Here is a 13,965-nt window from a genome sequence, read left to right as displayed (position 1 = left end):
GGCCTTCCTTGTCTGGTCGGTGACGGGCGTTCGGGGAACCGCCGCGCACCGTCAGACGCGGGCTGAACATGTCGGTTCGGGTGCTGGGGGTTGGGTAGTCAGGAACTTGCTGCCGCCTCGGACAGCACCTCCATCCAACGATTGCGCAACGCCTCGACGCGCGGCCGATCGGGGGCCTGCCAGGAGACCGGGATCGTCAGGCTCCGCAATCGTTCTTCGAGGTCGTCCGCCAGATGCGCGCGCCCGGTATCGCGGAGGTGTTGTGCGTAGCACACCGGGTCGTTGTAGTAGGTGGGCCCGGTCTGCAGGGTCGTCTGCATCGGATCGGGCAGGGCGCCGGGATGTCCGGCGTAGGTGTTCCACCATTCGGCCAGGTGCGCCCGCATCGCGACGGCGAGTTCGGGTTCGTCGGCGAGTATATCGCGCGTCAGATACGGATCGGCGGTGACATCGAACAGCTGTTCCCATTCGGCCCGGAAGCAGCCGGGGTGATAGGTACGGATATAGAGGTGGTCGCGCGTGCGTACCGCGCGCTGATAGGTGTGCGCGCCGTGACCGAAGACGAGGTAGTCGCGGGATTCGATAGCGTTGCCGCGCAAGGCTTCCGCGAAGGATTCGCCCTGCCATCCCGCCGGGATCCGGAGCCCGAGCAGATCACACAGCGTGGGCGCGAGGTCGATGTTGTAGAGCAGGGCGTCGTTGCGCCGCTGTTCGGCGCTCAGGCCGTCGGTGACACCGGGCCAGTAGACGACCAGTGGCAACCGATGGGTCGGCTCGTTGGCCAGACCGTGCTCGGCATAGGAACCGTTCTCGCCGAAGGACTCGCCATGATCGGCACTGACGATCACCGCGGTGTCCTCGGCGATCCCGAGTTCTTCCAGGGCTGCCATGAGCTTCCCGAAATGGTGGTCCCAGTATGCGATCGAACCGTCGAACCCGTTGATCAGATGCTCGAAATCCGCGCGTGAGGTGATCGCGTCGGGCATATTGTGCGGGACCGGCGAGGTTCCGGTGCCGGCGAGGGAGTAGTTGAGATCCAGCGCGCTACGCGGTCCGTAGACCTCGGCGTGCGCCGCGATGGTTTCGGCGTCGGGCCAGGCCTGCACCGGTCCGGACTCGGCCATCTTCGTTGTCCACTCCACCGGCTGGGTGTAGTCGGTATGCGGTTCCCAGTACGTCAGATGCAGGTACCAGTTGTCCTCGTCGGCGTGGCGGCGGATCCAGTCGATCGCGGCACGATTGACGTCGGCGGCATCCTCGTCGCCCCAATTGCCGGTGGCGCGAATGGCTTCGCGGAAATTGGCGTGGAAGTAGTACGCCCGGTGGCGTTCGGCGAAGACCGAGACGGCGGCGGTGTAGTAGCCACCGAATTGCAATGCCTGCCCCAGCATCGGCCGATCAGGCTCGGGCGCATGCCCCGCGTCCAAGCGGAACTGGGCCGCTTGACCGAAATGGCCGATGACTCCGTTGGTGATGCCGAACTGCCCGCTTGTCAACGCGGTGCGCGAGGGCATGCACGGTGAATCCGAACAGTAGTAGCGGTCGAAGACCACCGACTTGTCTGCCAGCTGTTGCAGATTGGGCGTGGTCGGCCGGTGGTAGCCGTACGGGGTGGTGTGATCGGCACGTAGGGTGTCGACATCGATATAGATAATGCGCATGGCAAAGCTCCCGGGGTGCGGTGTGAGTAGGGTGAGCGCCCGCGGGTCAGGGCGATTCAGGGTGTGCGCGGTGGGAAGTCACCGCGGGTGGAGCGTCTGCGCTCAGTGCGAGCGGCCGGACTCCAGTCGCGCCAGCGTGAGCTGTAGCCACGCGATGTAGGACGCCGTGGAGGCGTAGCCGTGCTCGTGGGCCAGAGTATGCACCTCGCGCGCCCATTCCGGATCGAGACCCGGAATCTGCGGCCGGTAGCTCTCGGGAAGCGGGGCGTCGGCCGAGAGGTTGTCGTGCTCGAGCCGGTATCGGAGCTCGGTCCGGACGACGTCGATCGCGATCTCGCGATCGAGTTGCCCGGCGAAGAAGAAGCGCAGCTTGAAATCCGGATCCATCGGTCGCGGGGAGGGTTCGAATGGCGACTTGGCCCAGTCGAGCAGCGTGGTCCGCCCGGCATCGGTCAGTGAGTAGACCTTGGCGTCCGGACGACCCGAACGCTGGTCGACCTCGAACTCGACCAGCCCGCGCTCGACGAGGACGCCCAATCGCCGGTAGATCTGCGGCAACTGGACGCCGTAGCCGATATAGCGGCCCGCGCCGTCCATCCAGCGGCGCAGGTCGTAGCCGGAGTACCGGCCGAGGGCGAGCGCGCCGAGGATCACGTAGTCGAGCTGCATTGTGTGGTCTCCTATGTTCCTAGGAACTTAGCATTGAGAATTGCATCGGTAGTTCGCCATGTCAAGGGGTCACGCGGCGGCGAATGTCGACAGCGCACAGCGGAATCCGGTATGCGCGCTGGAGCTGTCGGGGGTATTCGCCGAACGGGCAGCGACCCGGTAGCGGAAACAGTACGAGTCATGACACATATGCGAACCGCCGCGGATCACCTTGGCATCACCGGCGGCCGGACCGGCCGGATTCGCCAGCGATCCCGCACCGTGTTCGGTCGTCCACCAGTCCGCACACCACTCCCAGACATTGCCGGTCATGTTGTAGAGCCCGAATCCGTTGGGCGCGAACGCGTCGACCGGGGCGGTGCCGCGGTAGCCGTCGGCCGCGGTGTTCCTGGCCGGGAAGCTGCCGCGCCAGATGTTGCACCGATATTCGTCACCGGCGTCGAGTTCATCGCCCCACGGATAGCGCGCGCCGACCAGGCCGCCTCGCGCGGCGTATTCCCACTCCGCCTCCGTCGGCAGCCGTTTGCCCGCCCAGTCGCAGTAGGCCTGCGCGTCGTTCCAGGACACGTGGACCACCGGATGGTCGCCGCGATCGTCCAGGCCGCTGCCCGGCCCCTCCGGGTGGTCCCACACCGCGCCCTCGACCGCACACCACCATGGGGTGCGGTCGGGTCGTTGTGATCGCCGGCGAACCGTGGCGGGGAGGAATCCGGCGAAGACATACGACCAGCCGAGACGCTCGGCCTCGGTGCGGTAGCCGGTCGCCGCGACGAAGGCGGCGAACCGGGCGTTATCGACAGCCCTCGCGTCGAGATGGAACGGGTCGAGCCGGACTGGACGCACCGGCCCTTCGCCATCGGATCGATAGCCGTCGCCGTGCGCGTTGCCCATCAGGAACTCCCCGCCGGACAGCGCAACCATGCCCGCCGTGTCCGCGACTCCGGCAGCGACCGGCACGTGGTGGGCCTTCGCACCGGTTCCGGGCGAATGGGCACCCGCGCGAGCCGGCATGCAACAGCTCGGCCGCTCGGCCTGCTCCACTGAGTCCTCCGTTCGCCACGATCCGGGCTGATGCATTCGAATGTACGTAGCGGAGGAGGATTCCCCGGTAGCGGGCCCACTCCGGCCACCACTCGTCATTGCCGGGTCGATGCCGGGTTCCGAACCCCGGCCGTCGGAGCGGCCAGCTCCGACGCAATCGCATGGAGCTCGGCGACCGGCACCGCGCCCCGAACGGCCGCGGCGATATCGAGCAGACCGGCGTCTCCGATCAACTGCAGCACCTCGGTGTCGCCGAGCATCGGCAGATGCCGTCGCAGTATCGGCCCGGTGACCGGATCTGCCAGCATCTCACGCACCGGAACCAGCAATGCCGCCCCGCCACCCGCGAACTCTTGGGGTTTCGGCAACGGCGCGAGGTTCTCGCGGGACAGCGAGCGCTGTGCGGCCACCAGCAGGTGCGCTTCGGTGACCGGGCCGGTGACCGGCAGTCCCAGCCGTTCGAACTGACTGGCAGGCGCGTCGTTGTCGCGCATGAGCTCGACCATCAGCCTCGCCATGCGCAGTTCGACATGGTCGTCCTGGATCGGATCGAGCTGCCCGGGGTCGGTGTCCAGGTCGAACAGCAAGGTGCCGAATTGATAGGCGCTCATCAGGCTACGACCGGGAATGCGCAGCGTCCGGACACCTTTGGTGAAGGTGAACGGATCCGCCAGGGTGAGATCGGCGAGTTCGTCGGTGCCGAAGCGGGCACGCATATGGGTCGGCATGAGGGTGAATTCCTCGAGCGGCTGATTCTGCGGCGATACCGGCGCGCGCATGTAGACATAGCGACCATCCGTGACATTGACGTGCCCGCCGTGAATCCCGAACAGACCGGCCTCCCGCACCCGCGTGTCCGCGGCGATCGGCAACGGTGCGCCCCGCATATCGCCGGTGCGGTCGACTCCGAAGAACTCCAGCAGTGTCGGCGCGAGATCAATGGTCTGCACCAGGGATCCACTGCGCCTGCCCGCCCCCTCGGTGGCCCGCGGATCCCACGCGAACAGCGGCAGGTGAACCAGCTCGTTGTACCAGGGCATCACCGATTTGCCCCACCAGCTCTTCTCACCGAGCAGGAACCCGTGGTCGGTGCACACGATAAGCATCGTGTCCTGCCACATGTCGTATTCGTCCATGATGTCGAGAACCCGGCCGAGCGAGGAGTCGCACATCGATAGCAGCGCCGCGTACTCGAAACGTGCGTGCTGCGCCCGATCCGGCGTTTCGGTGACCTGCTTGTAGTCCGGCCAGTCGAAATGCGGGCCGTCGTAGTCGTGCGGGTAGAGGTCCTTGTATTTCTTGTGACTGAAGAAGGGCTCGTGCGGATCGAAGGTCTCGATCTGGACGAACCAGCGATCCTGCCTCGCGTTCGTGTGCAGGAACTCCACTCCCGCGTCGAAGGTCAGCGTCTGCGGATGCCTGTTCTCGGTGTCCAGGTGCTGGCGATTAACCCAATCCTGGCGATAGGCCCCGCGGCGCATCCGCTTGACATCCTCGGGAATGACCGGATCGGCGACCTGCCCCTTCCACGGGTCGCCTTCCTGGCCGCGAAAGAACTCCCAGCTGTTGTAGCGGCCGTGGTAAGTGGCGCCCCCGTCCTCCCAGTAGTGCGGGTGATCACTGGCCAAATGGGTGTAGACGCCGGCCTGTTTCAGCATCTCCGGCATGGAGTCGTCGAAGGGCTCCAGCGGGCCCCAGCTGCGGTGCAGGAAGTTGTGCCTGCCGGTGTGAATCTCGCGGCGTGCGGGCATGCAGGGCATGGACCCGGCCCAGCAGTTGTCGAAGGTGGTCGTGCGCTCGGCGAGCCGCGCGAAGTTGGGAGCATGCGTCCAGTCGCCACCGTAGGGCGGCAGCAGGTGCCTGTTCAGGCTGTCGAACATCACCATGATCGCTCGCATGGACCATTCCTTCTGATTGATTCGCCGACGCGCTGCTCGGTCGCCGGAGCTTCCGGCGCGTACCGAGCGCGCATCGTCCTCGATAATCTGCGGACACACTGTTCTTACACGATCTACTGCCAGGTAGAAACCCTTTCCTATAGATTCCTACGCACATATTTAAGCTCGATGGGGGATCTAGAGGGGACGGCCCGCGACAGTCACGGCTTTTCCACGCAACGGCTGCCCACACGGCGGCGACCCGCGCACATCGGCTGCGATGTACCCACCTGCCGCGATTGCGGCACCCCCTCAACACCTAGGGTCGGACCAACATATTCCCCCCAAGGTAGAACCTGGCTGTGTTATATGCTCAGGAAGATAGTTCCCCCTAACGGAGGTTGTCCTTGCGCACATTTTTCAGCTTGGCCGTCGCCCTGGCCGTCGTGGGCGGCGCCTGCACCGCCGTGGCGGCCGCCGAACCCGCCCCGCCGAGCATCACACCACTCACCGGGATCGAACCGTGCCCAGCCGGAACTCTCGAGGACGCACCGGTTCTCCTGATCCCCGGCACGAATGCGACGGTAGAGAAGAGCCTCGGCCCGGTTCGCCAGGCCCTGCTCGACGACGGACGCTGCGTGTACGGGCTCGAATACGATTCCATGCAACCGATCTCGCTGTCCGTGGACTACTTCACGGCCGCCGTCGAGCGAATCCGCGAGATCAACGGCACCACCGCCCTCGATGTGGTCGGGAAGTCGCAGGGAGCGTTGATCGCAAGGGCGGTGAGTGTGGAGTTCACCGATCCACATCCGCTGCGACAGGTCGTCGCCATCAGCGGACCACAGCGTGGGGGCACCAAATCCATTGGCGGAGTGGATATCACTCCACTCGGCGCACAAACTCCCGCGCTGAACCTGCTCGACCGCGCCGCGGTTCGCGACATGCTGGTCGGCTCCCCCTATCTCACCGAACTCAACAGCGGCCCGATGACCGCCCCCGCGGTGCGTTACACCATGCTCGCCTCGACCTACGACCAGATCGTGTCGCCGCCTTCCGCTTCCTTCGTCGACGCACCGAACGTCACCAATATCCTGATCCAGGACGGTTGTCCAGAGGATTGGGCGGGGCATCTGGCCGAATCGACCGATCCCCGGACCGTCGATCTGGTCCTGAACGCTCTCGACCCTCTGCGGCACCCCGCCGTCCGCTGTCTCCCCAACACGGACGAGCGCTAGCCGACCGGCGGCGAGCGCCGCACCGCAGGCACGGATGAGCCGCTTCCTGCCGGAATTCCGCAATCTCAAGCAGACCGACTATTCAGTCGGTACGCTCTCCGGCATCGCGTCCCGCTCGACCGCCGACCTCGGAACTTCCCCATCGCCGACCGAACAGCGGCCGTGATTCGCCCGAACCGAGGGCATGCCACCGGATGCGTCGGTGGCGCACAACGAAAGATGATGAGGTTCCTCATGAAAATCCGTCATGCGGGTCTGGTCGCGGCCATCGCCGCAGCCGGGATCACCGTCGCTACCGCCACCGCGATCGCGACCCCGGAACCGCCTGCTCCCCCACAGGTGAGCTATCAGGCGACCCTGTCCGGGAATACGGTGGTTGTCGATCTCGAGCACGGCACGTTCGTCCGGGCCGAAGAGAAGAACTCGGTAGGAATCCAGGACGCGGCAGGCACTGTCCTCGACACCCTGCCGTTGAGCTACACGATCGACGAGCAACAGCTGCCGATCCGCGAGCAGATCTCCGCGGACGGGCGCACCCTGCGCCTCACTCCCGATGTCAGCGCGGTGGACCGCTCGGCCCTGCGCCCGGTGGCCTCTCCGCTGGAGAATCAGCTGGCCATGAACGACCTGATCAATACGGTCAGCGTCACCACCTCCATCGGCAGCCTGATCGGCACGGCGATCGGCGCCACGCTCGGCATCGGCATCGGGTTCGCCCTGGCGGGCGCATCCTGCGTGGTGCTGAGTCTGGGATGCGTGGTGGCCGTGTTGCCCATCGTCAGCCTCGCGGCCGGCGTCGGCGGGATCGCCGGATTGGTCATCGCCGGCGCGCCGAGCGTCGCGGTCGCGCTCTACCAGTACGTCACCACCCTCAATGCCGCACCGGGCGAGAGCGTCTACGCGCCGGATCTGCAGGGCAGGCCCGGCGTTCCGGCCGGGGCGCCCGCGGCCGGAAACTAGCGGAAAGACTCGAGGCCACCGAGATGAAACTGCGATCCACCCTGTGTGTTGCCGCCCTGTCCGTCTGCGCGGTCACCACGGCGTCCGGCGCCGCCAACGCCGACCCCGCACCCACGGCACCGGCTTACGCCTCCGCTATCATCGGCGACTTCGTTGTGACCGTCCTCGATCAGGCACTGTTCAGCACCACCGCGGACGGGCGGGCGGTGGAAATCCGCACCCTCGCGGGAGATCCCGTCCTGAGCCTGCCGACGGAGTTCCTGCTCGACGGCACGCAGCACTCGATCCGGTATCAGGTGCTCGACGCCGGACGAGCGCTGGTCCTCACCCCCGCCACGGTGGTGCGGCCGGTCGCTTCCGCCATGGAAAACCAGCTGGCGCTCAACGACTTCGCCTCCGGCATGGCCAAAGTCCCGCTGGGCACCATCGCCGGTGCGGTGATCGGCGCGCTCGTCGGCGCGGTGATCGGTCTTGGTTCGTGCCTGGTGGTTGGGCCCGTGTGTCTGGCTACCGCACCGGCCGCCATCGGTGCCTTCGCGGGGGCCGGTGGCGTGCTCGGCACGTTGATCGCCGGCGGTGCGGCCCTCGCCGACGGATTGTGGAAATACATCACGACCGTGCAGGCCGAACCCGGCGAGAGTGCCTACGCCGGGCAGGGCGGCATGCTCGATCCGAACGGTACCGGCGTTCCGGACGCGACCCTGCGGTTGCCCAAAGGCCTCGGCGCCGGAAGCAGCTCCGGCAGCAGCGGGGGCGGCGCCAGCGGCTCCAGCGGCTCCAGCGATCAGTAGTAAACCCTGACGACCCATCCCGGAAGGACGATCATGCTCTCCACCGAACCCCGATCCGCTACGGCCGCCACCAGCGCCGGGTCCGGTGCCGACCGCCGAATCCGATCTCCGCGATGGGGTCAGGGCCGTGTCCGCGTGACCGTGCGGTCGTCGATCGCACGGCTCGCGGGCATGGCAGCGCTGGTCATCCTGGCATCCGCCCTTGTCGCGCCCGCCGTACGCGCCGAGGAACCGGCCCTGCCCGCCGGTTCCGTTGTGCCGGAACTCGATCCGTTCTACGCCGCACCTGCCGACATCGGCTCCTACCGGGACGGCCAATTGGTGGCCGCCAGGGAATTCTCTCCCCGGATGCCGGTCGAGGTGCGCGCCTGGCAATTGTCGTACCGCACCAACGACTCACACGGTAGTCCGCTACTCGCCGTCACCACCGTCATGGTGCCGACGGCGCCGTGGACCGGCCCCGGTCCACGGCCGGCCGTGTCCGAGCAGATTCCCGAAGACGCCACCGGGAGCAGGTGCGCGCCGTCCTACGGGTTCGCCACCGGCACCTCGCAGGCAGGCAACCAGATCGCGAAGATGCTCGGCTACGGCTGGGCGGTAGCGGTTCCCGACTTCGAGGGGCCCGAATCGGCGTTCCTCGCCGGGGCACTCTCGGGTCATGCGGTACTGGACGGCGTTCGAGCGGTTGGGCAGTTCGCGCCGGCCGGGCTCGGCGCGGACACCCCATGGGCTATGGACGGATACTCCGGCGGCGCAGCGGCCACCGGCTGGGCGGCGCAGCTACAGCCGACCTACGCACCCGAACTGCGATTTGTCGGCGCCGTGCTCGGCGGCGTTCCCGCAAACCTGTCCGCGGTCGTGCAGAACGTCGACGGTGGGCCCTTCTCCGGTTTCCTCGTCGGGGCATTGGTCGCCGGTCCGCGCGAATTCCCCGAACTCCGTCTCGACAGCATGCTCAACGACCGCGGTCGCGCCGATGCCGCGGCTGCCGCGGATCTGTGCGTGCTCGAACTGCTGTTCCGATTCCCGTTCTGGCGATTGGCCGACGCCACCGTCGAGGACCAGTTCCGCGAGGACTCGACGCTGAGCAAGGTGCTGCGCCGCAACGCGCTCGGCACCATCGCGCCGACGATGCCGATCTACAACTACCACGTCGACACCGACGAGGTCGTGCCGGTCGCCCAGGCCGACGATCTGGTCGCGGCGTGGCGAAAGGGCGGTACGTCGATCATCACCGCCCGCAACCCCTCCGGCAGCCATCTCCTGGCGGGCGGGCACGAGGCCGCGGCACATCAATTCCTGCGCGAGCGCTTCACGGCGGGCGGATCGGTCGTCGATGTCGACCTGAATCGTCCGGTTCCCCTGCCACGGTGAGGAATTCAGCCACGGTCCGGCACCAGATCCCGGCGCAACATGCCGGTCAGGGTCCGGACCGCGGTCACCATGTCGAGCGATTCGTCACGCAACCACAATTCGGTCAAACCGGTCAGCGCGCCGACGAGTAGCAAGGCGATCGCCTCGGCGTCGATGCCGGAGCGGATATCGCCGGCCTCGACACTGTCCTCCAGCACCCGCGCGAGGTTGTCGCGATAGGTGCGGAGCCGCTCGTTCGACCAGTCCTGCGCCAGCTCAGGGGCATCGACGGACCCGAACAGCGCGAGGTGGCTGAGGCGGGTGAAGTCCCGGTCGGTCTCATTGCGAGCCGCCAGCCGGTCGATGATCTCGAAGGCGCGAAGCGCGGCGGGACCCTCGTACTCCCGGTCGACCTCGACCGCGTCGAACGCCTGCTCGTCACGTTCGGCGAGAACCGCGGCCAGCAGCGCCTCCTTGCTGGAGAAATGGTGCAGCACTCCGGATCTGGTGATTCCGGCCGCCGCGGCGACAGCCGCCAACGAGGTACCGCGGTATCCGTTCTCCGCAAACAGCTTCATGGCCGCCGAGAGGATTCTGGCCCGCCGGGCCTCCCCTGCTTGTTCGGCGTCACGTGTTCTCGCCATATCCGGGCCTCCCAGCTGCCTAGCGGGTTCTCCCGCGCTGAATGTCCCGGCAAGCCTACTGTCCGGTCATCCAGCCTCGGCGTCGTCAGCCGAGCGGCACCGACAGCAGCGCGATCGTCGCGACCGCGGCGACCGCGCAGGCGACGCAGGCCACTGGCACCTCGGCGGCTCGGCGGTCACCACGGCGTAGCGCACGGTTGCGCAGCCAGCCGAGAATCGAGACTCCCAGCAGCATGACGGCCGCCGCCAGCAGCACAAGCGCGGAAGTCACTCGGTACCACGTCGATCCGTCGTCGCCGAAAGCTGCGCGTCCGGACACCAGAACGTGATGGCCGAGTAGCGCCGAGACCACGCAGGCGCTGGCGGCGGTCCGCCGCCAGGCGAGTGCCGTGCGCTCGGCGGCCAACCCGGTGTCGGCGCCGCCGAAAGCGGTCACCACAGCACGACCGACGCCGCGGCCAGCAGCGAGACCGCCCCGACACCGACCGCGAGGATGGGCACCGACCCGGAGGTGGGAAGCGGGCCACCGCCGCGCATGGCCCGCTCGACGATCCGCCAGCGCCGGTAGGCCCCGAGCGCGAGCACCACGGCGAGGACCAGGCACCCGAAAACAGCGGCGCGCAGCACTCCACCGGTGTCGATCGGCACGACCAGGGCGTGTACCGCGACCGCCCCGGCCAGCAACCCGAGGGCGGTGCGTATCCAGGCCAGGAAGGTCCGCTCGTTGGCCAGCGTGAATCGGTAGTCCACGGGAGCGGCGGGCTCGGCAGGCGGCGGGGCAGGGATCTCTGAACTCACGAGCGCTCTAATCGACAGAGGGTCTACTATATTCTCAGGAATATAGTAGAGCGGCGGATCGCGGATTCCATCGCAGCATCGGCCGCAGTACCGAGTCACTGGCCGGGCGCCATTCCGAACCGGCCAGGTAACCATCTCGACCCACGCGTTCTCGTCCATGTGGCGCGTGCAGCTATGTACACCGCACGGCCCGCCGCGGCGGGAAAGAAGAAGCGTTCACGGTTGCCGGGTTTCGCGGCACCGACACCGGGAGTCACCAGGGACGGGGTCCGACCTACACCCATCAGGCGCGGTCGCGGCCCAGCGCCCGAGAACAGCAGGCGCCCGCTGACCATGGTGCACGGCCGCAGGGCCGCGACCGCGGTGACCATCCACGGCGGGGCCACCCCTGGCCCAGCGGCTCACAGGCCCCCCGGGCGATCCTCGGATCCACGCGGGCCGGCCTGGGACTTCTTCTCCCGCAGCGAAGGGACCGACAGCGGCTACGCCTGCCGCTGAATCAGCGGACAGGGTCATGCGATTCGCTCGACGTGACGGGGGTTACCCGCTAAGCTTACCGACTAACGAGTCAGTATGCCCGTTCTCCCAGCGAGACCGACCCGACGAAAGAGACACGCATGACCGGCAATCCCTTCACCGGCCACACCGCGGTGATCACCGGCGCGGCCTCCGGTATCGGTGCGGCTCTCGCGACCGAGCTCGCCGCCAGGGGAATGTCGCTGGTGCTGGCCGACATCGATCAGGTCGGGGTCCGCCGGATGGCGGCGGAGCTGGGAACCGAGCAGGTTCGGACGCTCGGCGTCGGTGTCGATGTGAGCGATCCGGACTCGGTTGCCGCGCTCGCGGACATCGCCTACACCGAATTCGGGTCCGTCGAGCTGTTGTGCAACAACGCGGGGGTACTGCTGTTCGGCGGTATTTCCGAATCCTCGCTCGGCGACTGGAAGTGGCTGTCGTCGGTGAACATCGAAGGCACGCTCAACTGCCTACACGCCTTTCTCCCCCGCATGCGGCGCGCCACCGGATGGCGCCACGTCATGAATACCTCGTCCACGCACGCTTTTCTCCCGGACACCGCCAACAGTGCGCTCTACAGCGCTACCAAACACGCCGTCCTCGCGCTCACGCTCGGACTCCGCAGTGAACTGGCCGCCGACGGTGTCGGGGTCACGCTGCTGTGCCCGGGCCAGGCCGCTACCCGCATTCTCGATTCCCAGCGTAACCGCCCGAAGACATTCGGCCGCCGCGCCAGTGAACCGTTCGGCACCGGGCCGATCCCGATGGCGATCGAACCGCGGGCCGTCGCGCGTGCCGCCGCGGAAGGCATCCTGCGGGATTCGCCGCTGGTCTTCGCGCTTCCCGAGGAGACGAGCGAGAACTTCCGCGGACAAGTCGAGCAGATGTGGCGCCTCACCGACGATGCGCTCGGCGACCTCGCCCAAACCTGGATCACCAACGCCGGCTAGGACACCGCGAGATGGATGAACAATCCGTACCCGGCCACAGCTCGGCGGCGCGGGTGACCGAACCCACCGACTTGCCCTCACCCTCCGGACCCGCCGTGGTCGACCGGCCGATGCGGCGCCTGCTGTCCACGGTGCCGTTCGCCACCGCCACCGTCCACCTCGGCGTCTCCGTCTCGGGGTACTTCCTGGCCCTGCAGATCCAGGCCATCGACGCCGACGCCAAGGTCGGCAATCTGGCCCTCGTACACGCGGTCGGCGCGGTCGCCGCCATGATCGCCCAACCCCTGATCGGCCTGCTGTCCGACCGCACCCGCACCCGCGCGGGAGCACGTACGCCCTGGATCCTCACCGGCGCGGTGATCGGGTCGGCCGGCCTGATCACCGCGGGACTTTCGACCACCATCGCCATGCTCGTCGTGGCCGCCATGATCATCCAATTCGGAATCAACACCCTGGGTGGTCCGTTGTCGGCGATCCTGCCCGATCGGGTACCCACCCAGCTCCGCGGCAGGTACTCGACGCTGGCGGGACTCGGCTCGATCAGCGCCGCCATTCTCGGACCGATCCTGGCATCGTTGTTCGTCGACCGGATTCCCCTGGGGTACAGCACTGCCGCCGGCATGATCGTCCTCGTCGCGGTGCTGTTCGTCCTGGTGAATCCTGACGTCGACAACCGTGCGCTCCCCCGGCCGCACTTCTCCACCCGCGCATTCCTGGCCGACCTCTGGGTCGACCCCCGCCGCTATCCCGACTTCGGCTGGGCATTTCTGGGCCGTCTACTCATATTCGGCGGTTACTTCATGGTGCTGACCTATCTGCTCTATCTGATGCAGGGCTATGTGGGCCTCGACGTCACCGAGGCCGCACAGCTGGTTCCGCTGATCGGGGCGGCCGGAATGCCCGGTTTCGTCCTGGCCATCGTCGTATCCGGACCGCTCTCGGACCGCATCGGCCGCCGCAAGCCACTCGTTCTGGTCGGCGGCCTGATCGTGGCCGCGGCGCTGCTGATTCCGCTGGCCGCGCCGACGGTGGCGGGAATGTTCGCCTTCGGCATGGTAGCGACCATCGGCTTCGGCATATTCACCGCGGTCGACGTCGCGCTGATCTCGGAGGTCCTGCCCGCCAAGGACGATTTCGCCAAAGATCTCGGAATTCTCAATATCGCGGTCTCCTTGCCTAGCGTGCTCGCCCCTGCGCTGGCCGCGGCGGTGGTCACTGTCTCCGGCAGCTACGGCGCGGTCTTCGCGACGGCGGCGGTCATCACCGTCGTCGGCGCGCTCGCTGTCCTGCCCATCAAGGGTGCGCGCTGACACTTCGTCACGTGGACATCGGGTGCCAGCCCGTCCGACACCACGGTCCCCGGCGACAGAGGCCCGACAATTCGGAACCACAGTCCGGCGCCGACACCCAGCCGAGGCTGGAACGTGTGTGGGGCCGGGCAGCCTCCCTCCTGGCGATCGTGCTGGT

General features: G+C 67.3%; 13 protein-coding genes. 6 read left to right on the top strand and 7 right to left on the bottom strand.

Features of this window, described 5'->3' with window-relative positions:
- Positions 1-98: 98 nt before the first annotated feature.
- The 4 genes from ACIA75_RS20255 to ACIA75_RS20240 form a co-directional block, all read right to left on the bottom strand.
- Entirely contained in the window at positions 99-1,661 is a 1,563-nt protein-coding gene (locus tag ACIA75_RS20255) for a sulfatase (protein ID WP_397106115.1), read from the bottom strand.
- A gap of 102 nt (positions 1,662-1,763) precedes the next feature.
- Positions 1,764-2,330, bottom strand: coding sequence for a PadR family transcriptional regulator (locus ACIA75_RS20250; protein ID WP_397106113.1), 567 nt, complete (start codon positions 2,328-2,330; stop codon positions 1,764-1,766).
- A gap of 69 nt (positions 2,331-2,399) precedes the next feature.
- The gene (locus ACIA75_RS20245; protein ID WP_397106110.1) at positions 2,400-3,251 is read right to left on the bottom strand and encodes a formylglycine-generating enzyme family protein; all 852 of its coding nucleotides are present in this window, start codon (positions 3,249-3,251) and stop codon (positions 2,400-2,402) included.
- A gap of 215 nt (positions 3,252-3,466) precedes the next feature.
- Positions 3,467-5,269, bottom strand: coding sequence for a sulfatase (locus ACIA75_RS20240; protein ID WP_397106108.1), 1,803 nt, complete (start codon positions 5,267-5,269; stop codon positions 3,467-3,469).
- A 386-nt stretch (positions 5,270-5,655) separates the two neighbouring features.
- Here ACIA75_RS20240 and ACIA75_RS20235 point away from each other — a divergent pair, with 386 nt between their 5' ends.
- The 4 genes from ACIA75_RS20235 (at position 5,656) to ACIA75_RS20220 (ending at position 9,611) form a co-directional block, all read left to right on the top strand.
- The gene (locus ACIA75_RS20235) at positions 5,656-6,486 is read left to right on the top strand and encodes an esterase/lipase family protein (protein WP_397106106.1); all 831 of its coding nucleotides are present in this window, start codon (positions 5,656-5,658) and stop codon (positions 6,484-6,486) included.
- A 234-nt stretch (positions 6,487-6,720) separates the two neighbouring features.
- A complete protein-coding gene (locus tag ACIA75_RS20230) occupies positions 6,721-7,446 on the top strand; it encodes a hypothetical protein (RefSeq protein WP_397106104.1) in 726 nt (241 codons plus the stop codon).
- Positions 7,447-7,469: 23 nt separating this feature from the next.
- A complete protein-coding gene (locus ACIA75_RS20225) occupies positions 7,470-8,237 on the top strand; it encodes a hypothetical protein (protein WP_397106102.1) in 768 nt (255 codons plus the stop codon).
- A gap of 33 nt (positions 8,238-8,270) precedes the next feature.
- Positions 8,271-9,611 carry a lipase family protein gene (locus tag ACIA75_RS20220; protein WP_397106100.1) on the top strand — a complete coding sequence of 447 codons (1,341 nt, stop codon included), beginning with the start codon at positions 8,271-8,273 and terminating at the stop codon, positions 9,609-9,611.
- Between the two features lie 5 nt (positions 9,612-9,616).
- Here the strand turns inward: ACIA75_RS20220 and ACIA75_RS20215 are convergent, their stop codons facing one another.
- The 3 genes from ACIA75_RS20215 to ACIA75_RS20205 all read right to left on the bottom strand — a co-directional run bounded on the left by ACIA75_RS20215 (position 9,617) and on the right by ACIA75_RS20205 (position 11,020).
- Positions 9,617-10,234 (bottom strand): TetR family transcriptional regulator, encoded by a 618-nt coding sequence (locus tag ACIA75_RS20215; protein ID WP_397106098.1) that lies wholly within the window; start codon positions 10,232-10,234, stop codon positions 9,617-9,619.
- An 85-nt stretch (positions 10,235-10,319) separates the two neighbouring features.
- On the bottom strand, positions 10,320-10,673 hold the full coding sequence (locus ACIA75_RS20210) for a DUF202 domain-containing protein (RefSeq protein WP_397106096.1): 354 nt from the start codon (positions 10,671-10,673) through the stop codon (positions 10,320-10,322).
- Positions 10,667-11,020 carry a YidH family protein gene (locus ACIA75_RS20205; protein WP_397106712.1) on the bottom strand — a complete coding sequence of 118 codons (354 nt, stop codon included), beginning with the start codon at positions 11,018-11,020 and terminating at the stop codon, positions 10,667-10,669. The genes ACIA75_RS20210 and ACIA75_RS20205 overlap by 7 nt, the downstream gene beginning before the upstream one ends.
- A gap of 629 nt (positions 11,021-11,649) precedes the next feature.
- On the opposite strand from ACIA75_RS20205, the gene ACIA75_RS20200 reads away from it, so the two are divergent.
- Both ACIA75_RS20200 and ACIA75_RS20195 read left to right on the top strand, forming a co-directional pair.
- Positions 11,650-12,498 carry an SDR family NAD(P)-dependent oxidoreductase gene (locus ACIA75_RS20200; protein ID WP_397106094.1) on the top strand — a complete coding sequence of 283 codons (849 nt, stop codon included), beginning with the start codon at positions 11,650-11,652 and terminating at the stop codon, positions 12,496-12,498.
- Positions 12,499-12,509: 11 nt separating this feature from the next.
- Positions 12,510-13,808 (top strand): MFS transporter, encoded by a 1,299-nt coding sequence (locus ACIA75_RS20195; protein WP_397106091.1) that lies wholly within the window; start codon positions 12,510-12,512, stop codon positions 13,806-13,808.
- The last annotated feature ends 157 nt before the right edge of the window (positions 13,809-13,965 follow it).

Origin of the sequence: Nocardia sp. NPDC051750 (genome assembly GCF_044453135.1) — a bacterium.
Classification (GTDB): Bacteria; Actinomycetota; Actinomycetes; order Mycobacteriales; family Mycobacteriaceae; genus Nocardia.
Note: the sequence above shows the minus strand (reverse complement) of the source record. Positions and strands in the feature narration are given on the sequence as shown.